Raw genomic sequence first — 25,880 nt, forward strand, 5'->3', positions numbered from 1 at the left:
GGGAAATAACAGATGAGTTATGATTTTGATTTATTCGTAATGGGAGCAGGATCTGGTGGAATAGCTACCGCTAGACGAGCTGCAGAATATGGAGCTAAAGTAGGAATAGCTGAACCAGATAGATTAGGGGGAACTTGCGTTAATAGAGGGTGTGTACCCAAGAAATTAATGGTATTCGCTTCTCATTTTCCTGGACAATTTGAAGAAGCTGTAGGCTATGGATGGAGTCCTGTAAGTAGTACTCTAGACTGGTCAAAGATGATTACAGCGGTAAATGATGAAGTTACCCGACTCAACGGAATTTATCAAAAGATGTTAGATAATTCCCAAGTTGAGTTATTTCCCCACTATGCTAAATTATTAGACCCCCATACTCTAGAAGTTGGGGAGAAAAAAATCACTGCAGATAAGATTTTAATAGCAGTAGGAGGACATCCAGTTAAACCAGATATTCCCGGAATCGAACACGCGATGGTTTCTGATGGAATGTTTACCCTACCAGAACAACCTAAAAATATTTTAATCATTGGTGCAGGCTATATTGGTGTAGAATTTGCCTGCATTATGCACAATTTGGGCACAACAGTAACTCAATTAGTAAGAAAAGATAAAATCTTGCGCGGTTTTGATGAAGATATTCGAACCACGATTCAAGAAGAAATGATTAGACATGGTATTAATATCCTCACTCATACTATACCCAGCAAAATAGAAAAAACAGAGGAAGGATTAAAAGTATATATTAAACAACAAGACCAAGAAGAAGAAGAAATCTTACTAGTGGATGCAGTGAGTTTAGCAGCTACAGGAAGGATTCCTAATATTGCTAACCTAGGATTAGAAAGCGCAGGAGTAGAAGTAAAAAATGGAGCGATCGCCGTTGACGAATATAGTCGCACTTCCCAACCCAATATATACGCCGTTGGAGATTGTACAGATCGGATTAATTTAACTCCCGTAGCGATTAATGAAGGTCGCGCTTTTGCTGATACAGAATTTGGTGGAAAACCCAGATTAATGAGTCATGAAAATGTACCATCTGCTGTATTTAGTTATCCTGAAGCAGCTACAGTAGGTTTAACCGAAGAAGAGGCTAAATCTCGTTATGGAGAAGAGGCGATCGAGATTTACAAGACCAAATTCCGTCCCATGTATTACGTGTTACCAGGTAAACAAGAAAAAACCCTAATGAAACTAATAGTAGAGAAAGACACAGGAAAAGTGCTTGGAGCGCACATGGTAGGGGATTACGCAGCCGAAATTATTCAAGGAGTAGCGATCGCCGTGAAAATGGGAGCGACTAAAGCCGACTTTGACGCTACCGTAGGGATACATCCTAGTTCTGCTGAAGAATTTGTCACCATGAGGTAAAATCGGTTAATTTATACCTTCTAAAGAGATTAGCGCCGCTTGAGATACTTGAGGGTGAGGATCTTTGGCTAGGTATTTAAGAGCGGAAATGCTTTGAGGTGTGTTAAAATTCCCTAAAGCTTCCGCTAGTCTTTGTCTAATTAACCAGTCTTCTGATTGGGCAAATTTTAGCATAGCCTCGATCGCTTCTACTGCTTTTATTTCCCCTAAAGCGGCGATCGCTCCTTGTTGTAAGACTGCTTCTGGACTATTTAAGGCTTCTAATAATACTGTTTTCGCTCTAATGTCTTGTAAATTCCCTAGTGATACTGCAGCACTAAAACGTACTAACCATTCTGTATCTTCGTAAAAAGCTCTCACTAGGGGTTCAAAAGCTCGATTATCCCCTAAATAACCCAATGCTCCTGCTGCATCGGCTCTAATCCCGTAATCTGGATCTGTCTCCAAAAATTTAACTAGTAAAGGGTAACATTCTGGAGTAATTTTTAATCCTAAAGCAAATACCGCCATTGATTTAATTTGTAATACTTCGTCCTGCAGCACTTTTTTGATTAATGGTACTGCTGTTTCTGGAGGTACTTCTCTGAGAGCTACTAAAGCTAAAAGGCGATCGCGGGAATTGGGACTTTCTAATTGGGTGCTAATTTCTTCTATGGTCATATTTCTTTTTGAGTTAATCTAGTTAATTCTTCTGTAGCTAAGGTTTTAACCTCTTCGTCAGGGTCGTTTTTGGCTCTATCTTCTAGTAGAGATTTGGTTTCTAAAGCATTGGGATAATATTTAATGATTAATTCTAGGGCAATTTGTCTAGGGTTAGATTCAAAGGGATATTGACGCTCAAAGCGATCGTTAATTGCTTTATCTATTAAGAATTGTAACAAATCTGGGGTAAAACTATCTGTATGCTTAATTAATTCTTTGAGAGCAGTGCTTCTCATACCACTGTGTTCATCTTGTGTAGCTATTTCTGTAAGCCAGATAGCTAAATCTGGTTCAGTCTTGATATGTTTAGCTAATTCTTGTAAGGCGATTACCCGCACTTCTGAGATAGCATCAGTCAGGATTAATTGTTTTAACCAGGGTAACAAGGCGATGGTATGTTCTCCATATTGGAGCATACTTTGTAAAGCGACGATTCTGACTTCTACGTCTGTTTCTGTTAAAGCTCTTTTTTGTAACCAGAGAAAAATAGAGGTTTCTTGACGCCATTCCCTGGCGATCGCCTGTATCGCTGTACGTCTGATGCTAATTGATTTGTCTGTTTCGCTCAATTCTTGCAACATTGCCAATATTCCCGCTTCTTGTTGCCATTCTTTGGCTAATTCTTGAATAGCTATTCCTCTGATATATTGATTATCATCGGTTTGCACGATTTCTTTTAAGAATTTGAATATATCTTTTTTACCTTTCCACCGTTGTGATAAATATTGAATAGCTATACTTCTTACATATTCATCTTGGTCAAAAAAAGCCGCTTCTTTTAACCAGATAACCACTTGAGGTTGATCTCCCCATTCTGTAGCTAAGGCTTGAACAGCTATACTTCTTACATATTCATCTGGATCTAAAAAAGCTCTTTGTCTCAAGAGAATCAAAGTTTCTGGATTTTTAGACCATTTTTTGACAATCGTTTGTAATGCTATCCCTCTAACGTATGACTCTTCCTCATCTTCTGCTAAGGATTGCATTATTTTCAGGGTTTGTTCATTTTTTCCCCAAGCTTGAGCTATAGCTACTACTACTGTTTCTCGTAGATAGGAGTCATGAGTTGATTGAACTAGATTTTTCAACCAGGTACGTATCTCTTCATGATTACGCCAACCAATAGCTAAAGCATTAATAGCAGTCTGTTGTACATAGGGATCTTCATCAGTTAGAGCACAGTATTTGAGTAATTGTCTAGTCTCTTCATGAGATTTTAAATAAGTTGAAATAGCTTCTATGGCTTTTTTTCTTACTTGTGCATCTTCGTCGTTTTGTGCTCTTTCTTTGAGTAAATTAAAAATCTGGTTTTCTGCTTCTGGTTGTTGTGTTTGCCAAGAATTTAAATTACTGGCAATAGCTTCTATTGCTGCTTGTCTTAAGTACCATTTCTGATCATGAATACTCAGATTTTTTAAAAGGTTAAAATTTTCCGGGAAAATCTTGACTAAACGACCTAGAGACAAGATTGCTAAAGATTGTATGGTTTGAACCAGGTTAGTAGCTTGAGAATCTAAATAAGGCTCATATTGATAATTTAGTTCATAATGGGTCAAATCTAAAAAATATTGTTGAAGTTTAATTAGGCTTGATAAGCTGGTTTGATATTCAGTTAAATCTTGCGCAAAATTAGCCGCTAAAAAAAGATTATTAAATTGATAGTTTTCGGGGGTTTCTATTTCGGTTAAAAAAGTTATCAGATATTCTAAAGCATCATCTTCTAGGAGAGTAAGCCAAAGTTTAATCAGAGTTTGCCATAAATCTTCTTGCCAAAAAAGTGGGACAATTTCTCCTAAGAGATTTTCTGTAGAATTGTCCTGTTGCTGATTGGTTAAAAATTCTCTGAGACTATCTAACCAAAATATCTGATAAAATGGTAAATAACGATTATTTTTCAGTAACCACCAACAAAATGGTTGATTGTGATTCATCGGATCATAAACCCCTAGACAAGAATTTTGGCAAACCTCTGATTATTAATTTTAACAAAATGAGATACAGTCAGATTTCTGGTAAAGTAATTGATTAAGACATTCTTCTAAGGCAGAAAAATTGTGTTACTATCTAAAGGTGTAGAAGTAGAAATGTATACGGGAACTCCCACAGGAGATGTGGTAGGTTTCTCAGATAAGATTGTCAGAGATTTAGCAGGTTTCGTTAGAGAGCCAGATAGTCGCAATGTAGAATATACAACAGCACCTCTGTGCTCTTACGATCGCCTGCTTTGTGCTCTACTAAAACCAAGACAACTGTTACGCAAATATTTAAAAGAACAAAATAATTATACAATAATTCCTGGCAGTACTCTAGCTCTAGGGAATAGCGATCGCTTTTATCGCTGTGATCCCGATAACCCCTATCATAGCTTTATAGAGGCAACATATGGCACAAAAGTAGTCACCGCGAGTATCCATATTAATATTGGCATTAGTGATCCTGAAACCCTAATTCGTGCTTGTAGGTTAATACGCTTAGAAGCTCCTCTGTATCTAGCCTTGAGCGCTTCTTCCCCTTTTCTAGATAACCAGGTAACAGGGTATCACTCCACCCGTTGGCAAATGTTCCCCAAAACTCCACAGGAAGTACCTCTATTTACTAGTCACCGTCATTTTATCGATTGGACAGAAGCACAACTACGCTTAGGTACAATGCGTAACGTACGTCACTTGTGGTCATCAGTAAGACCTAATGGCGATCGCCGCCCTTATCTACTCAATCGGTTAGAATTACGTATCTGTGATTTAATGGTAGATCCTGTGCAAATGCTCGGGGTAATTGCTCTGTTAGAAGCTCGTTTAACTCAATTAATGGAAAATCCCGAACTAGATCCACTGAGATTAAGTTCTCTATCAGCAGCAGAAATGTTGGAGTTAACTGATAGTAATGAACAAAAAGTAGCCGAAAACAGTCTAGAAGCTCAATTATACCATTGGCAAAATGGACAAACAATTATAGCTAGAGAATGGATTGAACAACTCTATTACGAAGTATATCCCCTAGCCAAACAAAAAGGGTTTAGTTGTTTTCTCTCTCCCGTTAAACAGATTCTCAGTCAGGGAAATCAAGCGCAACAATGGTTAAAACAATACTCAGAAGGTTTATCCATAGCAGAAATTATCACCCTAGGCATAGAAACTATGGCTAAACAAGAACAAGAATTAGAAAGTAAAATCTGTGCTCAACTTTTGGTAGCTTAATATGGTTCAGGTGGTTTTAGTTCAACCTCAAATCCCCCCTAATACAGGTAATATAGCGCGGACTTGTGCAGCAACTCAAACGGAATTACATTTAGTAGGTCCATTGGGTTTTGAAATAAGCGATCGCCATCTCAAAAGAGCAGGTTTAGACTATTGGCCCTACGTTAATCTTCATCATCACGAAGAATATCAAGACTTTAGCACCTTGCAACAACAAAGAGGAGGGAGATTACTAGGTTTTACCGTCTCAGGTAATCATAACTATCTAGACTGGAAATTCCAGTCAGGAGATTGGTTATTATTTGGGAGTGAAACTTCAGGATTACCTAAACCTATTTTAGAACTTTGTGACGCTAAACTTTATATACCCATGAGTCAACCCAAAGTACGTAGTTTAAATTTATCAGTAAGTGTGGCGATCGGTTTATTTGAAGCAAGACGTCAATTGAGTACAAAGTTAAGCAACGATAAAAAATAACATAGTTTATAATTTTGATAAACAAGAAATTAAAGCATCATGAGCATAAATAATAAGCTACCAGAAGATATCTTACAAAAACCTTATTTTTGGCTTTTATTAATAGCAACAGCCCTATTTACCATTTATTTTGGCATATTGTGGCGATTAGACGACGTAGCTCATATAGGGATGAGTGCTTTATTTTTAGCAGGGGTTGGATCTTTGATTTGGGATCGTAAAGAAACCCTCAAATTTCAAACTAAACCATTAGCAATAGTTATCGCTGTCATCTTAATCTTAATAACTTTGTCTGGCTTGACTTTAGATATTGTTGTTAATACCATTGAAGTAATTGTTAGAGTTAGTCCTTTAATGTTTGGGATTAGTTTAGCTTTATTAGCCGCAGGGTTTAAGTGGTTTAAGGAATATTGGCGTGAATTAACTATTCTCTTCGGTTTAAGTATGCCTAGTGTAATACTTAGTCCCTGGGATTTATCACCTCTGACAGCTAAAGTAGCTAGTGTTTTTCTTTGGGCGATGGGTTATAATATCGCTGTAGATGGGATTAGACTTCATTTACCCCAAACCTCAGTTATAGTTGCCAGACAATGTTCAGGGGCTGAAGCTATGACTTATGTATTCGGGATATCCATCTTATTTTTAGTAATGTTTCCTATCAAAAGAATTCATAATTTTATAGTGCCAATCATAGCTGCAGCTATCGGCTATATAGTTAATCTGATTAGAGTGCTAGCCATGTGTTTATTGCTTAACTACGGTCAAAAAGAAGCTTTTGATTACTGGCATGAAGGAGATGGAGCATTACTTATAGGTGTAATCGCTGTCTTAATTTTCTCTGTCTTTTACTTTACTCTACTTAAATTTACTGTGGAGGATGAAGAAGAAGATAGCGAGGAAATCGAGTTAGCTAGCTAGGTGAACAAAAATAAAAGGTAGGTAAATTACCTACCCTCTTTTTTTAGTTAAATCAAGTTATTTTTTGATATCCTTTGCCATTTGACGGAATAAATCTAAACTAGAGTCATTACCGCGACGAGCAGGTTTAGATTCAGGTTGAGATTGAGTTTCACTCTGAGATTGTACAGGGGTAGAAGGGGTATTGACTCGATTAGATTGATTCGATGGTGCAGATACTTCTAAAGAAGAAACCTCTTTAACTATTTCGGTAACTTGATTGGTGCGTGTTTTAGGGAAAGTGCGTCTGATTTTGTCAGAAGAGCGCATATATTCTAGATTTCCGAGAGTTTTCGCCTCATCTGGCTCTAGGAAAAAAGATCCTGTATTATTCTTACCGTTGGCATTGTCTTTATTTTTACCACCAAATAGACCAAAAAGCCCAGCCATGATTTTATCCCTTGCTAAATTCTTAATAAAGTTAACCTATCTTAAATATTAGCAAAATTATGTTAAAAAAGTTAACCAAAATTAGCATCAGGTATGGAAAACTAGAGAGAAAATTGTTGTTTACCCCACTTTCCCTTTCAAGATAAATTTGACACAATAGAGTTGTTGGTTAGGAAATTCCCCAAATGAAACAAATAGTCGAGTCTTTTTACAGTTGGTATAGCAATCAAGTCCGCAATCCCAAATATCGTTGGTTAATTGTTTTAGGAACGATCGCTTATTTATTTAGTCCTCTAGATATTTCTCCTGATGTATTCCCTATTATCGGTTGGATTGACGATGGTATTGTCTTAACTCTGTTAACTACCGAATTATCTAGACTAGCTTTAGATTATCGTAAAAATCGCCGCAACGAAAAAGTAGAAAATAGCGAAGAAAATTTAGTAACTGTTGATTCTCAACCAGTAGAAACAGTAATAGAAGTTAAATAGTTATGCTTAAAAAAGATTTCCCCACCCTAGATAGCTAGAGAATGGGGAAATTAGCTTTAAGATCACTCAATCAAGACATAGCTTGAATCATATAATCGAAGTAAGGAGCAGCTTCAGCAGCATCTTCGGTGTTTAGTAAAGCTAAAGCAGCTTCTTTAAGACAGCGAATCGCTTCCACCATTCCTGGAACTGGTACATTAAGAGAATTATACATCTCTTTAACACCGATTAAGCCGATTTTTTCGATAGGTTCAATGCTACCTGCGATTAAACCATAGGTAACTAGACGGAGATACCAGGAATAATCCCGCAAACATTGGTTATATTGACGTTGCCCCGAAGCATTACCACCAGGTGCGCGAAAATCGGGACGTTTTCTAAATAATTGCTTGCTAGCTTCTTCGACGATTTTTTTGTCGTTTTCAGCCATAATTTCAGCAATACGAATACGTTGCTCACCGGTACTGAGAAAATCATTGATGCCCTTGAGTTCACCACTACTAGGGTATCTGAGTTCATCATCGGCTTTGAGAATAACTTGACTTACTATGCTCATAGTCTCGAAACAAATTCTGTAAAATATTTTAAGATCCAATAGCCTAAACAATAATATCACGTTTTAACCTTTAGAATAATAAGCACCTGAAGTGCAGGTTTCTCTAATTTCTACCCCATAAAGTCCAGGAAGGTTCATCGCTGCTAATTTATTAAAAATCCACTCAGCGATCGCCTCACTAGTAGGATTTTCTAACCCCGTGGTGGCGTTGAGATAGTGATGATCTAGGTAATTTTCTAATAAAGGATCCAGGTACTCCTTAACTTTACCAAAATCCATCACCATCCCTTGTTGAGCACCACTGCTAATTAATTGGTTACTTTGAATATATACTCTCCCTACCCAACTATGACCATGTAAACGGCGACACTTACCCTGATGATGGGGAAGTTTATGGGCTGCTTCAAAGCGAAACTCTTTGTAAATAACCCAGACTTGATCTGTGTTCATGGTTTCTGTTATCTGAAATGGATTGAGAGAAAGCTAAAAATATAATGGAAGGCAAGAGGCAGAAGTAAGTATTATATAAAAATAATATTTCCTAAAACCTAAAACCCAATACCCAACACCTAACTCAACAAGATCGTTTTATTTTCGATTCGATATTAATAGGGGAAAGGATAAACAAATTCTTGTGTTCCTGTATAACCTGACAATTGGGCGAGTCTTTCTAAGGGTTGTAGCCCAGGATACAATTCTCCGTTAATTTCCCAAGTGGGAACTCCCCTAATTCCTGCATTTTCACAGAGTTGGGGTTGAGCATTTTCACCATTAGGATGACATTCAATACTGTTTAAGATACTGGTTGCTTCTTTACCAAACAATTGTTTTTGTTCGTGACAATGAGGACAGGTATAAGCTATAAATACTTTAGCATCAATTGACTTGAGATGTTCAGCTAAGGATATTTCTGCTGTTGTTGATTCAGTAGTAACGGGTGGTCCTTTTTGTCCTGTTTTAACTGCTACTTCAGCAGGTGGTGTAGAAGCTGTATAGTCAACATTAGCATAAACGCTCATTACCCCTGTTAAACTCGCTATAGCTGCCACAACAGTAATTGTGGTTAGTTGACGCCAATTATGCCATTTATGGGCTAAGAGGGTAACTAAAAATAAGGTTGTTGATAATAAAGCTGAAGCTAGACAATAAGGACATAAGGCTTGAATTGTAAAAAACATCACGTACATTAGATATAAACTACTAACAGCCATAGTAGTAGTTACGAATAATAAACCTGACCAGGTAATTTTATCCCAATTTTTCTTAGGGATAAATAAAGGGACAATGGCTAGTATAGCTACTGTACTATAGGCAAAAAACCCAAATAAAGTTAAAGGAAGACCAAATATCTTGGAGTAGGGGCTATTTAAAACATCCACACAACCTGAAGTTGGGCAGATTTCCTCGGCTTTACCTGCTAACTCTGCTAGGGTTAAATAAGCGGTTTCTAATAAACCGAGCACAGCAATTGTGGCGATCGCTAGACGAGGTAAATTTTTACGAATCATGGTTTTTACCTTAATCGATGAGAACATTTTCGGCTGAGGAATTCTCCTCATATTGCCATTCTATATTAGACATCGCTTCAAAGGCTTGTCGTACGTATTCTTCCCAAAGTTTACGCATTTTTGCTAAATAGGGGTCTCCTAATTTGAGTTGTAGTTTGTGACGTAATTCTAAGCTATCGGCTTGATACATGATTAAATTGATAGGAGGACCTACAGAAATATTTGATTTCATGGTTGAGTCTATCGACAGTAAGGCACATTTAGCTAAAGCTTCTAAGGGTGTCTCTTGGGTAATAGTACGATCTAAAATGGGTTTCCCGTATTTAGTCTCCCCAATTTGTAAAAATGGTGTTTCTTGGGTGGCTTGGATATAATTACCCTGAGAGTAGATTCGGTATAATTGTGGTTCCTCTCCTTTAATTTGTCCACCTAGTAAGAAGTTGCAGTGGTAGTCTATGTTGTCTTTTTCTAACCAAGGGCGATCTAATTCCTGCATTTCCCGACTTTTATTGCCTATATATCGCGCTACATCGTAGAGATGAGCAAAATTATAGAGGTTTTGGGGTTCTTCGTTTTTGATATCTCTTTTTAATCTACTAATCACTCCTTGACTAATAGAGAGATTCCCTGATGTACAAATAATAATCACTCTTTCTCCAGGGATAGTGAAATCAAAGAGTTTTTTATAAGCAGAAATATAATCTACTCCAGCATTGGTACGAGAATCTGCACCCATCACAATGCCAAAATGATTGATAATTCCTAAACAATAGGTCATGGTAATTTAGCTTAAAATTAAGATAATTATAGTCTGATTTAAACAATATGCTGGAGTTTCTGCGAACTCAATTCTATTATCTCGAACAATTCGCCAATCAATTGGTATCTCAACAACTAAATCATTTAAGTATCTTTAGTGTGGGTATCATTTTATTAGCGGGACTTTTGACGAGTCTGAGTCCTTGTCTGTTATCTATGTTACCGATTACTCTAGGTTATATCGGTGGTTATCAAAATGAAAATAGAACACAAGCTACTCTACAGTCTCTGTGGTTTGCTTTGGGTTTGGCTACTACTTTAGCTTTATTAGGCGTTATCGCCGCTTCTGTAGGTAGAGTTTATGGACAAATTGGTTGGGGTTTACCTTTAATAGTCAGCGCGATCGCTATTATTATGGGACTGAATCTCTTAGAAATTGTCCCGCTGAATTTCCCTTCTTTAGGCACAACCGACTGGATTACTCCTGACTTTCCACCTGCGCTACGTTCCTATCTATTGGGTTTAACTTTTGGTTTAGTAGCTTCCCCCTGTAGCACTCCTGTTTTAGCTAGTATCTTAGCTTGGGTGGCTAGTACTGAAGATTTACTCTTAGGAGTCTGTTTATTGTTAGCCTATACTGTAGGTTACGTTACTCCTTTGGTACTAGCGGGAAGTTTTGCGGGTGTTTTAACCCAATTTTTAAGTTTACGTAAATGGTCAGGTTGGATTAATCCTGTCAGTGGTGCTTTATTATTAGGATTTGGGACTCTATCTCTTCTTTACCGTTTACCGAATTTCGTCTAAACAGGTTTAGAAGCGGTCCAGTATTTACTAGCAAAGTGGGTTTGAGTTTCTATATTCTCAAAACCTACTAAGGATAGTCTTTCGGTGATATTATCGCTGATATAACTTCTGTAATAAGGTTCATGAAAAGTAATGGGGAAGTTATTCAACATATCGGTAAACTCGGGATGATCCTCAAGTTGAATAGAATCGGCGATCACCATCACTCCACCAGGTTGCAAAACTCGATAACATTCAGCGATTACTTGTTGACGCGTTTCTGGTGGTAATTCGTGGAATAAAAAGACGTTAGTCAATCCGTGGAAATAGTTATCTTGATAAGGTAATTCTTCGGCGTTTGCTTGAATTAATTGGGGTAATTCTCCTAAAGACTCAGAAAGTAACTGATTAGCTTTGCGTAGATAAGCAGGAGATAAATCTACTCCAAATAAAGCAGCTTCGGGAAACGCTGCGCGAATCATTTTGAGGGTTCTTCCTGTAGCGCAGGGTACATCTAAAATGCGATATTCGGGACTGTCAAAACCTGCTAATCTCTGTTTGAGAGGTTTTAAAACTCTTCTTCTCATCGCGTCAGTTGCGCCATTAAATAGTAAATCTACCTGTAAGTCATAGAGATTAGCTGACTCATCACTCAAATAACCATTGGTTTGATAGTGAAAGTTTTGTAAATAATAACGCGGATAACCACTTTGATTAATCTCAGGGCTAAATTCTTGATAGGCTTTTTGGCTGACTTTTTGCCAAATTAAGGGTAAATCTAGCCAGACGCTGGGATAATAGCGGAAAAATTCATCCCAAGGGTTGTCAAATAACAAACTCTCGGGATAAATTCCTTCTTTGGCTTCTTTCCAATCAATTTCAATCAAATCCTGTTGACGTTGACGCATCTTCAGAATTGTTTCTGTAGATAGGGGAGTTGCTTTTTTGTCTGTGTTAACGATTAGTTGACCTATATTACTACTAATCGTTTTATGAGTAACGCTAAAAATATTTTTAGCTTCTTGAAAGAGTTGGTAAGCGGTTTTAGTAAGGGAATCCGGATTCAATTCTACTTGTTGTAGGTTAAACATCGGTTGCATGGTCAGATCACAATGTAAAGTTTTATGAACTATTATAAACTAAATGTTATATTAAATATAAAATAATACTATAATGGTTACTAAATCCTAGTCAAGACCTTGGTGTATCATAGAAGATAGTATATTAAAGACTAAGATTAACTAATATTTTGTTCAAAATCTATGAAAATATCCCCCTCTAGGAGAATACCCAAGCAACAACATTATGAGTTCCAAGACAGCGCCCTCGGTTTAGTCTCTACACAAAGCTTCCCTGCTATCGTAGGAACAGCAGATATGATGCTTAAATCAGCAGAAGTAACCCTAGTCGGTTATGAAAAAATAGGGGGTGGTTATTGTACAGCAGTAGTTAGGGGTAAAATCTCTGATGTGCGTCTAGCTGTAGAAGAGGGGGCAAAAACAGCGGATAAATTTGGTCAATTGATATCTCATCTAGTTATACCTCGTCCGATGCCCAATTTAGAAGCTATTTTCCCTATTGGCAGTAAGTTATCAGAAATAGCCCAACAACAACGAGGTTATAGTCGTTTGAGTAATAATTCTATCGGCTTATTAGAAACCAGAGGATTTCCCGCTTTAGTAGGTGCGTCTGATGCTATGCTGAAATCTGCTGATGTACAACTAACCTCTTATGAAAAAATCGGGTCAGGATTATGTACAGCGATCGTCAGAGGTTCAGTATCTAACGTAGCAGTAGCCATTGAAGCAGGGATGAATGAAGCAGAACGCATCGGTAGTCTCAATGCAGTAATGATTATTCCTAGACTATTAGAAGATTTAGAAAAAACTTTACCGATCGCTAGTTGTTGGTTGGAACAGCCTAAACCCCTACCCGTACTCCTACCTAATCAAGTAGGTACAGAAGAATTAGTAGAATTGCCACAAGTAACTAGAGTACCTCTATCCATCGAGTTAGAAGACTAGTTCATCCCCCCTGGGGGGATTGAAAAACCAGATGAGAGTGATTAGGATTAGCAGTGGTAATAATTTACAAAACAATTATCAATGTTGCTAAAAATAAAAACCCTTTTAGGTGTAGGAATACTGGCGTCTTTACTTTCTTTGACTACTGCTACTGCTTCGGAATCATTAGTTAAACAAGCGACTGAGGATGGAAAACTCAGCTTAGTTGCTGAAGGTGAAGATTTTGTCCGTGAAGGTTTTACGACTAAAGATAATTGGCAAATAGAATTTGACCATGTCTATGTTACTCTAGCAGAAATTAAAGCCTTTCAAACTGAGCCACCTTTTGACCCTGCTACTGATAATCCCCTTGAACCAGTGGTAACCGTAGTGTTGTTAGAAAGGTCTAAAACCGTTGATTTAGCTACAACAGATGAAGTGGTTGTGGTCGCTCAAATACAAGCACCACCAGGACACTATAACGCTTTATCGTGGAAGGTTACACCCTCAGAAGAAGGAGCAACTATCCTCTTACAAGGAACAGCTACTAGAGATGGAGAAACGATTAACTTTAATATAGCGATCGCTCAACCTCTAGAATATACCTGTGGGGAATATATCGGAGACGAACGCAAAGGTATTGTCATAACAGGGGGAGAAGCAGAGTTAGAAACAACTTTTCATTTTGATCATATTTTTGGGGATGCGGATAAACCTGCAGATGATCCTCTCAATACCGACGCGTTGGGGTTTGATCCTCTAGCTGCTTTAGCCCAAAATGGTGAGTTAGTTATCGATTCAGCTACCCTACAAGCACAATTATCACCCCAAGACTATGAAACCTTAACTAAAGCGATCGCCAGTCTAGGTCACGTTGGCGAAGGTCATTGTAGGTAAATTAGAGCATAAGCTGCGAAGAGCTTATTTGTGTAAAAATTCAATCAGATCTCCAAGAGGATTAAATCAATGAATAAACAGATTATGTCCTTTTTAGGTGGGGTATTCCCATTGGATTAATCGCAGGAGATCTAGATGGAGTAGCTTTGCTATCTACCGTAGAGAATACCTTTAGAGAGATTCAAACTCCACCTAAACAAAAAAATCGTGAGCGAGAGTTAGCCATCTGTTTTAACAGATAGCAGTGGAGCGAACCATAGGTTTTAACCATCCGTAGTTTATTGTCTTTTCTGATTTTCTCTATATTTTTTTACGGTTTCAGTAGAAGCATTACCAGTTCTTTATTTTTACGTGCTCATATTCTCGATGATCTAGGTGCGTTAGATTATGTTTATACTACTAAAGATAATCTCGATGAAAATGTTATTGTCACGTTTGAGCAAATTCCTGAACCTTCTTTGGTTTTAGGAAATGGGTTCATTGTCATAGTACTATTAAAAGTTAAGAGAAAAAATAATCTGGTACGGTAACTATTTGACCGTCATTTTGCCAAGATAAACTCAAACAAGTAAGGATAGTAACTAGTTGAGTAGCTAAATTAGCTGATTCTGAATCAATGTGGTGGCAATTTATCTTATCTAAAAAGCGATCGCAAACTTGTTGCAATGGTTCAACTTTTTCTACTTCTATGACTTCTGTAGATACTCCTGTGGGGATAAAACGATGATCAACAGATTCTAAATAACCTTTTTGTAGAACTAATGGTTGAGGTAAGATTTCATCAAAAATTAAACATCCCTGAGTTCCCACTAGAGATAGACGTCTTTGTTTATCAGGATTCAACCAACACAGGTGGATTAAAGCTTGTACACCACTCGGATAAGTAAGGGTTAAGTAACTTAGATCAGGTAATTGTGGTTGTAACCAAGTTTTCACTTGAGCTTGTACTTGTGTAGGGGTTTCTCCTAACCAATAATTAAAGATAGCTAAATCATGAATAGCCAAATCCCAGAGCACATCTACATCTTGTCGAACTGGACCTAAATGAGTGCGACTAGCATAACCATAGATGATTTTACCTAATTTACCTGTATCTAAGGTTTGTTTACCAGTGGCGATCGCCCCATGATAGAGATAAGTATGATCTACTAATAATTGTTTCTGTTGTTTTTGGGCTAATTGAGTTAATTCCCGACATTGACTAGGGTCTAAGGTCAGGGGTTTTTCCGCTAGGACGTGATAACCTAGGGTGAGAGCGTCTTTAATAAGTTCATAATGACTAGAAGCGGGAGTAGCTACTACTACTGCATCAATATTAGAGTTGAGCCGGATATCTTGCCAATTGGTGTATAGTTGTGTTGATGAAAGAGCAAAATGTTGTTGACAATAATCGAGTCTAGCTGTGGAAGTATCAGCGATCGCCACTACTACAGCTAAGGGGTGCTTGAGGAAATTACGTAGGAGATGAACTCCCCAGCGTCCCACACCGATAATAGCGATATTAATGGTCATTTTTGTGGCATAACTACGGTAAAGAAAGCTTCTTTAGCTGCGGCTTGCTCAGCTGCTTTTTTAGTGCGACCTGTTCCCTGTCCTAATTGGCGATCGTTGAGCCAGACTTGGGCCCTAAAGCGATTAGCTTGGTGTACTTCTACCCCATGATTTTCTTGGACTTTATATACAGGTAGTATTTTATGCTGTGCTTGTGTCCATTCTTGTAGAGCATCCTTATAATTTTGACGCGCAGGACAAGCTAAAACCACCGCTGCTCTTTCGCGGAGAATAGGATCTAACCAAGGACGAATCAGACTCATATTGTGAGTACTCAGATAGAGTGCTCCTAAGACTGCTTCAAAAGTATCAGCTAATAGAGATACTCTTGCTCCTGGATTATTAAAATGAGTTGTAATCAGGATATAACGATCTATCCCATAACTATCAGCAATTTCGGCGAGAGTTTGGTCACTCACTAATACAGAGCGAACAGCGCCATAATCTCCCACTGGTGCTGCTGGGTAGGTTTCTAGCAACAACTCTGCTGCTACTAGTCGTACTACTGAATCCCCCACAAATTCTAACTGTTCATAATTTGCTACTTGAGAGATAGTCGGATGAGTTAAAGCCAAATCAACCAGAGACAGATTGACAGACTCTATATTGGTTAAACCGAACTTATGCAGTAGCTGTATTAATTGTTTTTTGCGTCGCGGATCGTCCACTTAATTAACATCAATAATTCAAAGAAAAAGAGTAGAGCGTAAGCCGGGTTCTGTTCTCCAAGTGATCACTTGAGAGGGTAGTTATCTATCTAGGACATCTGTTACCAAATGTCTCAAGCGGTTCTCCTAAATCGGGACAGGAAAAAGACCAACCCTTGACCCTCCGACCTTGCTCCCAACCGGGGTTTACCGAGCCGATACCTCTCGATATCGCTGGTGGGCTCTTACCCCACCTTTGCACCCTTACCTCTATAATATTTAGAGGCGGTATTTTTCTGTGGCACTATCCTCACGGTCACCCGCACTGGGCGTTACCCAGCAAGTTTGGTCTTTCGGGAGCCCGGACTTTCCTCGAACTCGCTATCTTGGTCAAGATTACGAACTCGCAACTACCTCATCTACTCTCAATATTTATTTTACCCAAAATATGGCGGTTTAAACAAAAGTATAGGAAAATTGAAATAAAGTATGATATTTTAGCCATGACTAAAGATTCCCAAATTAGCCGTCTTTTGCCTGTTAATGTCGAAAGAGTAGTTACTTCCTTAAAAAGGGGTAGTTTTATTGGTTTTTGGTTGCAAATTGTCTTAGGTGTTGTCTCAGCAGTAACCCTGTTATTTGCTACACCTGTTTTGATAGAGACTAAAGAACAAACCCAGGGAACAAGCTTTGGGATTTTTTGTGCTGTTATCAGTTTAATCTTATTAGTTATTGCCATTATCTTTGCTTATCGTTATGGCAAAATTGCCAAGAAGATTGAAACTCCAGACCCAACTTTACGTCCTAAAAAAACAGATACGATTACATTAATTAAAACCGGTCTAACCATTAACTTGGTTGGTATGTTATTGGCAACTGTTGGCGCACAAGCTTTAGTTGGTATTGTTTTAGCCAAGTCTCTAGCTCGTCCCCAAATTGCTATAGGTTTAACTGGACCTACAGATTTTGTTAACTCGATTGATTTATTAATTATCCAAGCTAATACTAATACTATTACTGCTCATTTTACTGGTATAATTACCTCATTATGGCTGTTAAATCGTATTAGTCGTTAGTTTGATTGAAGTTATGCAAAGAACCCGTTTAGATACCTTAGTTAACACTCAGGTTTTAAGATTGCAAACCTTTTTTAGTAATCCCTGGCGGACGATATCCTTAATATTTATTAGTATTTTATTGGGATTTTTTCTGGGTATTGCCATAGTTAGTACAGCAGGACAAGCGGCTTTTTGGGATGTACCTGCTTCAGCGGTGTTATTGATTGGTACAGAAACAATTAGTCGCTGGTCATATTCACGCAAAAAGCGCCCGCTGTGGATGATCATCGTCAATGTTTTAAAAATTGGGTTAACCTATAGTTTGTTTTTACAAGCTTTTATTATCGGTTCTTAAATACTTACCGATAAGTTGTTAGAATTCAATAAAATACTTAATTCAGCAATTCCTTTTTTCAAATGTCGGGTTACTGTCATCGGACTCATACCAATACGTTGCGCTACTTCTTTTCGGGATAAGTCTTGTAAAAAAACCCATTCAATTGCTCTTTTAGTTTTCTCTTCTAACTGATTGATTGCTCCTTCAAGATGAAGTCTTTCTTCTTCAAGACTTTGTAGGTATTGTTCGCGAATATCGGGGATAGTATCACCAAAACTAACGGAACTATCGAGCATTTGACCAACCATTACATCTAAACTAACCGTTAGACGATTTTGACAAGCTAGTTGACATTCAAGCCATTCTTGGATAGTTACTCCTAAAAGGCAAGCCATTTCTAAATCACTAGGAGCATTACCGTTTTGAGCTAAGTATTTTTTGCGTATTTTTGCGGCTTTTTTCGCTAAATCTTGCCAACGACGGGGTATTTTCATTACATTGCTTTTGTCTCTGAGATAGTGCAATATTTCTCCGCGAATATAGGGAATAGCAAAAGAGCTAAAAGCACTACCTAAACAGGGATTATAACGCTCAATTGCTCTAATTAACCCTAGATAGCCAATCTGTTGCAAGTCTTCGTAAGGCTCAGCACATTGTCTGCTGATACTATAGGCAATTTTTTTGACTAACCCTAAGTTTAATTTAACTAGCTGATTGCGAGTTTTTACCGAGGGTTTACGGTAATAGGCTAGAAAAAGTTCTCGGGATTCAAGATTAGAAGAATTTGAGCTATCCATAATTGCACAAACAGGTAATCACTTAAGTATTATTGTCAGATTGAGTGCAGTTAGAAACCATGTCTGATTTACGGAAATGTTGCCTAATAAATTTTTGTCTCTCAGAATAAACACGCAGTTGAGAGATTTGTTAGAATATAAATAGTCTTTATCAATATCAATTTTGTTGACTGTATATGAGTAACACTAGTAATTTTCGTAAAGCGATTACAGAGGCGAAAACACAGGCTCTAATTGGACCTAATGTCATTCCTAACGCTCTTCCCTATGTGGGTGGTGGGTTAATTTTAACCGCGGTAGGGATCTATGGTGGTTTGGGGATGATCGGCTCTCCTGCTTTTATGGCTACTTTTATGGTTGCCTTAGTTGGACAAATTATTTTGTTCTTTGTAGCTCAAAATGTTGCAGCAAAGGGTAATAATAGTACAGCTTTACCCCTATTAGCTCTTTATAGTCTTCTTACTGGTTATACTCTCAGTGGTTTAGTTTTTGTCGCTCTCCACAGTCAAGGGGTAGGTCCTCAAGGATTGGCGATCGCTGCGGCAGGTTGTGGGATAACTTTTATTGTGGCGAGAAATATTGGCTCTAACCTAGGAGAGGAAGACGGTTTAGCTCTCACCAAAACAGTGCAATTGGGATTAATCGCTTTATTAATCGTGATTGTTGCTCAAGTATTGTTGAGTTTCTTTGGTATCTTTACTCCTACCTGGTTAGAAATAGCTATTTCTGGATTAGGAGTCTTTCTGTTTGCGGGAATGGCTGTTGTTGATTTCTATGTTTTACCAAGAAGCTACAGAGATGAACAATATCTAGCTGCTGCTTTATCGATGTATTTGACTTATATCAACTTGTTTGTGTTTATTCTGCGCTTGTTGATTGCTTTAAACGGTCGCGACTAGATTTTAATAAAATAGTAGGGAAGCTTAGAGTTATGATTAATTGGAACGTTTTCACTCAATCATAACTTTCTCTATATGTACTATATAACAGAGCCTCCCTACTTGTTAGTCGTTTTTGGTTTTCTGGCTGCGATCGCTTCTGGTACTGCTTTTGAAGCTTCCCTTAAGGAAAAAGCTAAACAACTCAGTAAAAATATTGACTTACCTAGCGTAAAACTCAGTAAACAACTAGATATATTTACTCCTTTTTTGGGTATTTGTGGGGGAGTATCTGTCTTTTTAGCCGGGGGATTAGCCCTATTTAATGTTAAGCTAGTAGTTGGCTATACTATATCTTTGCTTTTAACCGCACTGATTGGTAAGTTAATTTGGTCTCAATTGGCTAAGTTGCTAATACAGTTACAAGAAGGTGGTTCACAAGCTATAGATTTAGACGCTTATTAAGATCTTGGGTGCGTTTTCTCTGACGCACCTTTTCGATACAGGTTAAACTAAAGATAGTTAACATATCTTTACACTAAAGCAAATGAGCGAGACTCTACAACGATTGTGGCAAACTATCAATTACTTTGAAGTCTTACCAATAATTGGTACTATCCAAAAGATTGTTAATCAACCCAAATCATTAAAATTACCAACTATGGGATTAATCTTAGTAACAGGTGCTACAGGTGGTGTAGGCAAAAGAGTAGTTAAATACTTACTATCCAAGAATTATCGCGTTAGAGTCTTAGTCAGAGACGCAGCTAAAGCGCGGGAAATGTTCGGTAACAGTGTGGAAATCTGGGAAGGAGATTTAACTATCCCGGAAACTCTCAACCCTAAATTACTCTTGGATGTTTCCGCGGTGATTTCTTGTGTAGGAGTAAAAGTACAACCAGTAGAGGGAGATACACCTACTAGAGAGAAATATTATCAGGGAATTAAATTTTATCTTCCCGAGGTGGTAGATAGTCCCGAAATGGTAGAGTATCAAGGGATGAAAAATCTCTTACAAGTAATTAAACCCCATCTACGTTCCGACGAGAGATTATTATTTGATTTTACTAACCCTAATTCTGATGTTAAGGAGTTCTGGGGTGCGGTAGATGATATCGTTATGGGTGGAGTTAGTCAATCTCAAATCAGTCTAGGGGGAAATCGTGCTATCTTCTCGGGTAATGTCTCTATTGCCAATAATGGGGGATTCGCTTCGGTAAGAACACGCAATTTTACCCCTCCACTAGATTTAAGTGAATATGAAGGAATTAGTCTCAGACTCCAGGGAGATGGCAAACGTTATAAATTTATTATGCGTTGTGAGGGAAAATGGGATGGTGTATCCTATTGTTATTCCTTTGATACGATTTATAATTACCCCCAAACCATCGATATTCCCTTTAAGAGTTTGCTTCCCGTAGTTAGAGCCAAAACCGTCAAAGATGCGGGAGAATTTGACTCTAGTCGGGTATATTCTCTACAATTAATGTTGAGTAAGTTTGAATATGATGGTGCGTTAAATCCTCGTTTCTCTCCTGGATTGTTTGGTTTAGAGGTAGAGTCGATAAAGGCTTATGGTAAAAAGGTCAATACTCCTCAAGTTATTTTAATTAGTTCTGCTGGTGTAACACGTCCTAATCGTCCTGGAATCGATTTGAGTCAAGAACCTCCTGCGGTAAGATTAAATGACCAATTAGGGGGTATTTTAACCTGGAAATTAGCGGGTGAAGAGTTATTGCGATCGAGTGGCTTGCGTTATACTATTATTCGTCCTTGTGCTTTGACTGAAAAACCAGGTGATCAATCCTTAATCTTTGACCAAGGAGATAATATCAGAGGACAAGTCAGTAGAGAAGCGATCGCCGAGTTATGTTTACAAGTTCTCCAAAATCCTGATGCTGTTAACAAAACTTTTGAAGTGAGGGAAACTGAAGAAAGAGTCGAAGAACAAGATTATCAGCAGCTTTTTGCTACCCTCAAACCTGATCAACTATGAAACAAACCAAAAAAGCCCAATCTACCCCTATCTTAGTTGCTCCTAGTCAAGTAATCAAAGGGGAGAAAATCCTCAGTGAAGCCAAAGAAGCGATCGCCTCTTTAGGTAAACGTCCCTTGATTATTGGGGGAGAGACGACAGAATCTTTAATCAAACGTGAAATTAAGCCAATTCTAGAGCAGTTTAACCTCTTTTTGAGTAAATACAGTCCTGATTGCTCAGAAGCCTCTTTAAAAGCCTTAAAAGCTCAAGTAAGTGAGCACAAAAGTGATTTAATTATTGGTGTAGGTGGAGGAAAAGCTTTAGACACCGCTAAATTAGTCGCTCATCAGTGTAACTTACCAATAGTAACCATTCCCACTTCTGGGGCTACTTGTGCAGCTTGGACAGCTTTATCTAACGTTTACAGCGATAAGGGAGCATTTTTATACGATGTTCCCTTAAGTAAAAGTCCTGATTTACTGATTCTAGACTACGAATTAATCAAAAGTGCACCTAATCGTACTTTAGTCGCGGGAATCGGTGACGCTTTAGCTAAATGGTACGAAGCGTCAATAAGTAGTGGACATTCTCAAGCTACCCTAACCATAGCAGCTGTACAACAAGCGCGAATTTTACGAGATATTTTGTTACAAAAAGCCTTTACAGGGATACAAAATCTTGGAGGTGAAGAGTGGAAAGAGGTGATAGACGCGACTGTTTTACTCGCGGGGGTAATTGGTGGATTAGGTGGGGCTAATTGTCGTACTGTTGCAGCTCACGCTGTACATAATGGTTTAACTCATCTCCAATCAGACTATTACACTCTCCACGGGGAAAAAGTCGCTTATGGTATTTTAGTACAATTGCGTCTGGAAGAAATGGTGCAAAATAATCAATTAGCGGTTTCAGCTAGAGAACAACTATTAAAATTCTACAGCGAAATCGGTTTACCCCAATCTCTCGAAGACTTAGGATTAAGTAATATTACCTTGTCTGAGTTACGCAATTGTGCAGAATTTATCTGTCAGTCTCATTCAGATATTCATCGTTTACCCTTTAAGGTAACACCAGAACAATTAGTCGCTGCTATGGTTTCGACAAAAGTTAAATCTCTGGTAAAATAAAGGATTAGTCTTTTTTCCTTGGTCATTTTATACCATGAGTTTAACTTGGATTAGCCGTGCTCAACGTTTAAATAGTTTACCTCCCTACGTATTTGCTCGTCTCGATGAGTTGAAAGCCCGCGCGCGTGAACAGGGTATAGATTTAATCGATTTGGGGATGGGTAACCCTGATGGTGGCGCACCACAACCAGTGATAGACGCGGCGATCGCTGCTTTGGCTAAACGAGAAAATCACGGTTACCCCCCTTTTGAGGGTACGGCTAATTTTCGTAAAGCGATTACTAGTTGGTATCAACGCTGTTATCGAGTAGATTTAGATCCCAATAGTGAAGCTTTACCACTGTTAGGCTCAAAAGAAGGCTTAACTCATCTAGCTTTAGCTTACATAGATCCAGGTGATCTAGTATTAGTACCTAGTCCAAGTTATCCCGCTCATTTTCGCGGTCCGTTGATTGCAGGGGGTAAAATCTACCCTCTGATTGTTAAACCTGAGAATGACTGGTTAATCGATATTAGCGCTATTCCCGAGGCGATCGCTCAAGAAGCTAAAATTCTCTATTTTAATTATCCTAATAATCCTACTAGTGCTACTGCACCGAGAGAGTTTTTTGAGGAAATAGTTGATTTTGCGCGTCATTATCAAATTCTGCTAGTTCATGATCTCTGTTACGCTGAGTTGGCTTTTGATGGTTATCAACCTACTAGTCTATTGGAAATTCCAGGGGCTAAAGAGATTGGGGTAGAATTTCATACCCTCTCTAAAACCTATAGTATGGCGGGATGGCGCGTAGGTTTTGTGGTGGGTAACTCTGATATTATTCAAGGTTTACGCACTCTGAAAACTAACCTAGATTATGGTATCTTTAGTGTGATTCAAACCGCTGCAGAGACTGCTTTACAATTACCCGAAGAATACATAAAAGAAGTTCAATTGCGCTACAAAGCCAGACGGGACTTACTAATCTCTGGATTAGCTGAGTTAGGGTGGAATATACCTAAATCCAAGGCAACTATGTATCTGTGGATACCTACTCCTATAGGAGTAAGTTCTACTGATTTTGCTCTCAATTTATTACAAACCACGGGAATTGTGGTAACACCTGGAAATGCTTTTGGCGAAGGGGGAGAAGGTTATGTACGTGTTAGCTTGATTGCTGATGGCGATCGCCTTACTGAAGCTTTAAATCGCCTAAAACAAGCTAAAATAACTTATGATAACTTCAGTAATTGTCTATGAGCATCAAAGCGTTATTTTTTGTCGAAGGTATTAGCTATGGACATATTGTCCGTGCTTTTATCATTAGTCAATGGCTGAGAAAATTAGATATTAATCCTTTGATTGTTTGTCCAGAAAATTATGGTTCTTTATTTAAAAAGCATTGTTTTGAGATTGAGAATCTAACTATTACTCCTCCTGGTGAAATTTATCAACGGTTGCGTCAGGGAGATTCAATGTATTTATCAGAAAATCTCCTCAATTATTTTGCAGAAGATGATTCATTAATTCAAAAAATTAAACCAGATTTAATCATTTCAGAATTTCGTTTTACAGCATTACAATTAGCGAAAAAATATCAGATTCCTGCTGTAGGAATTACTGAAGCTACCTGTCATCCTGCATTTATTAATAATCTAGGTACAGTTCCAGATTCTTTAGCTAAACCTGAATTTATTCCCTTGTGGTTGCTAGATTTTATCGCTTTAAAAACACCAATTGGTAAAATTATCAATCAAAAAACTATCCAGACAATTTCCCAACCATATCAACAAGCTTCAACAACTTATGGTGTCGAAATTTTAGCCAATTTTTTTGAATACGCTAGTCAAGGAGATATTTGTTTAATTAGTGATCATCCTGACTTAATACCTCTTAATCATTTACGTAGTGGCGATATCTATACAGGTGCTTTACTTTGGGAAAGAGATGAAGCTTTACCAACAGAATTATCACAGTTAAATCCTCATCAAAAAATAGTTTATATTTCTTTGGGGACTCAAGATTCTTTAGCTACAGACTTTTTAACAGCTTATCTTAATAAATTATTAGCACAAGATATTCAAGTCATCCTATCTCTAGGTAAACGTAATTTAACTATATCCTCTCAACCTAATCTTTGGGTGTTTGACTTTATTAATGATAGTAAACTTTTACCCCTGGTAGATTTATTAGTCTATCCTGGAGGAGCAATGACTACTTATCAAGCTATCGCTAAAGGAGTTCCTTTATTAGCCTTACCTTCCCATGCTAACCAGCATTTTTACGCTGAAGCAATAGCTCAGCAAAAGTTGGGTTATTGCTTACGTCCTTCTCGTCTTAAGATTGATCAATTAGTAGCAAAAACAGTTAGTTTACTCAATATTCCCCGACAACCTTTAAGGGAATTTCAAGCTAAATTATCTGAATTTAATCACCAAGAAGAAATACTGCAAAAAATTGAAAAATTAATCAGGTAAAACGGGTTTAGTTAAAAATACTAAGATCCGTTTCACCTAAACAATTTTCTTAGCCTTCGTCTGTATTAAGAATCTGGGGAACGCGAAAATATTGCTCTTCAGTTTCTGGGGCTATATTAAGCATTGCTGAAGGTTCGATGTCTTGAGCTAATTCATCAGGACGAGTAATATTACTTAGTTCAATCGCCCTAGTAGTTGGTTCAACTCCATCAGTATTTAACTCACTTAGTTGCTCAAAATAATCTAAAATACTACTAAGTTGAGTAGTAAATTGACTTTCTTCGGTGGGAGTTAATTCTAAACGAGCTAACAAAGCAACCTTTTTAACCTGTTCTTGATCAATCATAATTTATCCTGATTTAGAAGAAGACATCGATTTCCGATCGCCCTGTAGTTTTGAGCCAGTTTTGGGCTTCAATATAATTATTAGGGGCGATACGTATAGCTTGTTTCCAGTATTCAGCTGCTTTATCAAAAAGAGCCTCAGCTTGGTCAGATAAACCTTGTTCTTGGGCTCTTTCTCCCTGATAATGATAAACTACAGCGATATTATTTAAAGCTTGAGGCATTTTGGGATTAAGCTCGATCGCTTCATGATAGTATCCTAATGCTTTTTCGTGTTCACCGTTGCTACTGTGAATCAAGCCAATATTATAGAGGATATAACTGCGATCGTTGGCATCCTCTTCTAATTTTAAGGCTTCTTCATAGTTTTGTAAAGCTTCGGCGTATTCTCCCTCAGCTTGAGCGGACATTCCATCGCGATAATAAGCAAAAGCTTCTTTAGATTGTTTGTTAGTAGGCAGGATTTTCAGTAAAATATCCGCCATAACAGTAAAACTCTTATCGATGAAGTTATCGTTTCTTTGTGTTCTAGGCATATGTAATAATTGAATCACCAAAAAGTCTAACTCAATCATAATTCAGTTTGCCTGAACTACCAACACCTACCTTAAGGTAAGAT

At 37.9% G+C, this 25,880-nt stretch carries 29 protein-coding genes and 1 other RNA gene; 16 read left to right on the top strand and 14 right to left on the bottom strand.

All coding sequences use genetic code 11. The annotated features are described in order from the left end of the window. Positions 1 to 12: 12 nt before the first annotated feature. The gene (gene gor / locus EA365_14685) at positions 13 to 1,371 is read left to right on the top strand and encodes a glutathione-disulfide reductase (protein ID TVQ42635.1); all 1,359 of its coding nucleotides are present in this window, start codon (positions 13 to 15) and stop codon (positions 1,369 to 1,371) included. 6 nt (positions 1,372 to 1,377) lie between these two features. On the opposite strand, the gene EA365_14690 is transcribed toward gor, so the two are convergent. Together EA365_14690 and EA365_14695 are read right to left on the bottom strand one after the other, a co-directional pair. After that, positions 1,378 to 2,031, bottom strand: a complete 654-nt coding sequence (locus tag EA365_14690) for a HEAT repeat domain-containing protein (protein TVQ42636.1) — start codon at positions 2,029 to 2,031, stop codon at positions 1,378 to 1,380. Then, positions 2,028 to 4,004: a HEAT repeat domain-containing protein gene (locus tag EA365_14695; protein TVQ42637.1), complete on the bottom strand. Its 1,977-nt coding sequence runs from the start codon at positions 4,002 to 4,004 to the stop codon at positions 2,028 to 2,030. Before EA365_14695 ends, EA365_14690 begins: the two co-directional genes overlap by 4 nt. A gap of 123 nt (positions 4,005 to 4,127) precedes the next feature. On the opposite strand from EA365_14695, the gene gshA reads away from it, so the two are divergent. Genes gshA through crtA form a run of 3 tightly spaced genes read left to right on the top strand, consistent with a single transcriptional unit; the run spans position 4,128 to position 6,666 of the window. Further along, positions 4,128 to 5,270, top strand: coding sequence for a glutamate--cysteine ligase (gene gshA / locus EA365_14700; GenBank protein TVQ42638.1), 1,143 nt, complete (start codon positions 4,128 to 4,130; stop codon positions 5,268 to 5,270). A 1-nt stretch (position 5,271) separates the two neighbouring features. Further along, a complete protein-coding gene (gene trmL / locus EA365_14705) occupies positions 5,272 to 5,748 on the top strand; it encodes a tRNA (uridine(34)/cytosine(34)/5-carboxymethylaminomethyluridine(34)-2'-O)-methyltransferase TrmL (protein TVQ42639.1) in 477 nt (158 codons plus the stop codon). A gap of 39 nt (positions 5,749 to 5,787) precedes the next feature. Continuing rightward, positions 5,788 to 6,666, top strand: a complete 879-nt coding sequence (gene crtA, locus EA365_14710; GenBank protein TVQ42640.1) for a cyanoexosortase A — start codon at positions 5,788 to 5,790, stop codon at positions 6,664 to 6,666. Between the two features lie 57 nt (positions 6,667 to 6,723). On the opposite strand, the gene EA365_14715 is transcribed toward crtA, so the two are convergent. Next, positions 6,724 to 7,095: a hypothetical protein gene (locus EA365_14715; GenBank protein TVQ42641.1), complete on the bottom strand. Its 372-nt coding sequence runs from the start codon at positions 7,093 to 7,095 to the stop codon at positions 6,724 to 6,726. A 185-nt stretch (positions 7,096 to 7,280) separates the two neighbouring features. Here EA365_14715 and EA365_14720 point away from each other — a divergent pair, with 185 nt between their 5' ends. Further along, positions 7,281 to 7,586 (top strand): DUF1232 domain-containing protein, encoded by a 306-nt coding sequence (locus EA365_14720; GenBank protein TVQ42642.1) that lies wholly within the window; start codon positions 7,281 to 7,283, stop codon positions 7,584 to 7,586. Between the two features lie 70 nt (positions 7,587 to 7,656). Here EA365_14720 and EA365_14725 read toward each other — a convergent pair whose 3' ends face one another. The 4 genes from EA365_14725 to EA365_14740 form a co-directional block, all read right to left on the bottom strand. Continuing rightward, positions 7,657 to 8,142 carry an allophycocyanin gene (locus EA365_14725; protein ID TVQ42643.1) on the bottom strand — a complete coding sequence of 162 codons (486 nt, stop codon included), beginning with the start codon at positions 8,140 to 8,142 and terminating at the stop codon, positions 7,657 to 7,659. Positions 8,143 to 8,205: 63 nt separating this feature from the next. Then, complete coding sequence (gene queD, locus EA365_14730) at positions 8,206 to 8,592, bottom strand: 6-carboxytetrahydropterin synthase QueD (protein ID TVQ42644.1); 387 nt, start codon at positions 8,590 to 8,592, stop codon at positions 8,206 to 8,208. Between the two features lie 155 nt (positions 8,593 to 8,747). Further along, positions 8,748 to 9,650 (bottom strand): hypothetical protein, encoded by a 903-nt coding sequence (locus EA365_14735; GenBank protein ID TVQ42645.1) that lies wholly within the window; start codon positions 9,648 to 9,650, stop codon positions 8,748 to 8,750. A gap of 10 nt (positions 9,651 to 9,660) precedes the next feature. Continuing rightward, positions 9,661 to 10,428, bottom strand: a complete 768-nt coding sequence (locus EA365_14740; GenBank protein ID TVQ42646.1) for a peptidase — start codon at positions 10,426 to 10,428, stop codon at positions 9,661 to 9,663. A 47-nt stretch (positions 10,429 to 10,475) separates the two neighbouring features. Between EA365_14740 and EA365_14745 the strand changes: the two genes are divergently transcribed. Next, positions 10,476 to 11,213 (top strand): cytochrome c biogenesis protein CcdA, encoded by a 738-nt coding sequence (locus EA365_14745; protein TVQ42647.1) that lies wholly within the window; start codon positions 10,476 to 10,478, stop codon positions 11,211 to 11,213. On the opposite strand, the gene EA365_14750 is transcribed toward EA365_14745, so the two are convergent. Continuing rightward, complete coding sequence (locus EA365_14750; protein TVQ42648.1) at positions 11,210 to 12,292, bottom strand: class I SAM-dependent methyltransferase; 1,083 nt, start codon at positions 12,290 to 12,292, stop codon at positions 11,210 to 11,212. The two genes, EA365_14745 and EA365_14750, sit on opposite strands and share 4 nt — an antisense overlap. 162 nt (positions 12,293 to 12,454) lie before the next feature. Here EA365_14750 and EA365_14755 point away from each other — a divergent pair, with 162 nt between their 5' ends. Then, the gene (locus EA365_14755) at positions 12,455 to 13,216 is read left to right on the top strand and encodes a BMC domain-containing protein (GenBank protein TVQ42649.1); all 762 of its coding nucleotides are present in this window, start codon (positions 12,455 to 12,457) and stop codon (positions 13,214 to 13,216) included. 81 nt (positions 13,217 to 13,297) lie between these two features. Continuing rightward, the gene (locus tag EA365_14760) at positions 13,298 to 14,092 is read left to right on the top strand and encodes a DUF4382 domain-containing protein (protein TVQ42650.1); all 795 of its coding nucleotides are present in this window, start codon (positions 13,298 to 13,300) and stop codon (positions 14,090 to 14,092) included. Positions 14,093 to 14,593: 501 nt separating this feature from the next. Here EA365_14760 and EA365_14765 read toward each other — a convergent pair. The 3 genes from EA365_14765 to rnpB all read right to left on the bottom strand — a co-directional run bounded on the left by EA365_14765 (position 14,594) and on the right by rnpB (position 16,717). Then, the gene (locus EA365_14765; protein TVQ42651.1) at positions 14,594 to 15,604 is read right to left on the bottom strand and encodes a gfo/Idh/MocA family oxidoreductase; all 1,011 of its coding nucleotides are present in this window, start codon (positions 15,602 to 15,604) and stop codon (positions 14,594 to 14,596) included. Continuing rightward, entirely contained in the window at positions 15,601 to 16,311 is a 711-nt protein-coding gene (gene rnc, locus EA365_14770; GenBank protein TVQ42652.1) for a ribonuclease III, read from the bottom strand. Before rnc ends, EA365_14765 begins: the two co-directional genes overlap by 4 nt. Before the next feature lie 23 nt (positions 16,312 to 16,334). Beyond that, positions 16,335 to 16,717, bottom strand: an RNA gene (gene rnpB / locus EA365_14775) — RNase P RNA component class A. Between the two features lie 76 nt (positions 16,718 to 16,793). Between rnpB and EA365_14780 the strand changes: the two genes are divergently transcribed. Together EA365_14780 and EA365_14785 are read left to right on the top strand one after the other, a co-directional pair. Continuing rightward, entirely contained in the window at positions 16,794 to 17,366 is a 573-nt protein-coding gene (locus EA365_14780; GenBank protein TVQ42653.1) for a DUF3611 family protein, read from the top strand. Between the two features lie 13 nt (positions 17,367 to 17,379). After that, the gene (locus EA365_14785; protein TVQ42654.1) at positions 17,380 to 17,703 is read left to right on the top strand and encodes a DUF565 domain-containing protein; all 324 of its coding nucleotides are present in this window, start codon (positions 17,380 to 17,382) and stop codon (positions 17,701 to 17,703) included. On the opposite strand, the gene EA365_14790 is transcribed toward EA365_14785, so the two are convergent. After that, entirely contained in the window at positions 17,700 to 18,482 is a 783-nt protein-coding gene (locus EA365_14790; GenBank protein ID TVQ42655.1) for a sigma-70 family RNA polymerase sigma factor, read from the bottom strand. The genes EA365_14785 and EA365_14790 overlap by 4 nt on opposite strands. Before the next feature lie 176 nt (positions 18,483 to 18,658). Here EA365_14790 and EA365_14795 point away from each other — a divergent pair, with 176 nt between their 5' ends. The 6 genes from EA365_14795 (at position 18,659) to EA365_14820 (ending at position 24,916) form a co-directional block, all read left to right on the top strand. Then, positions 18,659 to 19,381 carry a hypothetical protein gene (locus EA365_14795; GenBank protein ID TVQ42656.1) on the top strand — a complete coding sequence of 241 codons (723 nt, stop codon included), beginning with the start codon at positions 18,659 to 18,661 and terminating at the stop codon, positions 19,379 to 19,381. A 75-nt stretch (positions 19,382 to 19,456) separates the two neighbouring features. Beyond that, entirely contained in the window at positions 19,457 to 19,825 is a 369-nt protein-coding gene (locus EA365_14800; GenBank protein ID TVQ42657.1) for a hypothetical protein, read from the top strand. An 82-nt stretch (positions 19,826 to 19,907) separates the two neighbouring features. Further along, positions 19,908 to 21,356, top strand: coding sequence for an NAD-dependent epimerase/dehydratase family protein (locus tag EA365_14805; protein ID TVQ42658.1), 1,449 nt, complete (start codon positions 19,908 to 19,910; stop codon positions 21,354 to 21,356). Continuing rightward, positions 21,353 to 22,462, top strand: coding sequence for an iron-containing alcohol dehydrogenase family protein (locus EA365_14810; protein ID TVQ42659.1), 1,110 nt, complete (start codon positions 21,353 to 21,355; stop codon positions 22,460 to 22,462). Before EA365_14805 ends, EA365_14810 begins: the two co-directional genes overlap by 4 nt. A gap of 34 nt (positions 22,463 to 22,496) precedes the next feature. Beyond that, positions 22,497 to 23,699 carry an aspartate aminotransferase gene (locus tag EA365_14815; protein TVQ42660.1) on the top strand — a complete coding sequence of 401 codons (1,203 nt, stop codon included), beginning with the start codon at positions 22,497 to 22,499 and terminating at the stop codon, positions 23,697 to 23,699. Next, positions 23,696 to 24,916, top strand: coding sequence for a hypothetical protein (locus EA365_14820; protein ID TVQ42661.1), 1,221 nt, complete (start codon positions 23,696 to 23,698; stop codon positions 24,914 to 24,916). The genes EA365_14815 and EA365_14820 overlap by 4 nt, the downstream gene beginning before the upstream one ends. A 49-nt stretch (positions 24,917 to 24,965) precedes the next feature. Here the strand turns inward: EA365_14820 and gatC are convergent, their stop codons facing one another. Both gatC and EA365_14830 read right to left on the bottom strand, forming a co-directional pair. Then, positions 24,966 to 25,262 (bottom strand): Asp-tRNA(Asn)/Glu-tRNA(Gln) amidotransferase subunit GatC, encoded by a 297-nt coding sequence (gene gatC / locus EA365_14825; GenBank protein ID TVQ42662.1) that lies wholly within the window; start codon positions 25,260 to 25,262, stop codon positions 24,966 to 24,968. A 13-nt stretch (positions 25,263 to 25,275) separates the two neighbouring features. Beyond that, positions 25,276 to 25,797, bottom strand: coding sequence for a photosystem I assembly protein Ycf3 (locus tag EA365_14830; GenBank protein ID TVQ42673.1), 522 nt, complete (start codon positions 25,795 to 25,797; stop codon positions 25,276 to 25,278). Positions 25,798 to 25,880 lie beyond the last annotated feature (83 nt).

Source organism: Gloeocapsa sp. DLM2.Bin57 (genome assembly GCA_007693955.1).
Lineage (GTDB): Bacteria > Cyanobacteriota > Cyanobacteriia > Cyanobacteriales > Gloeocapsaceae > Gloeocapsa.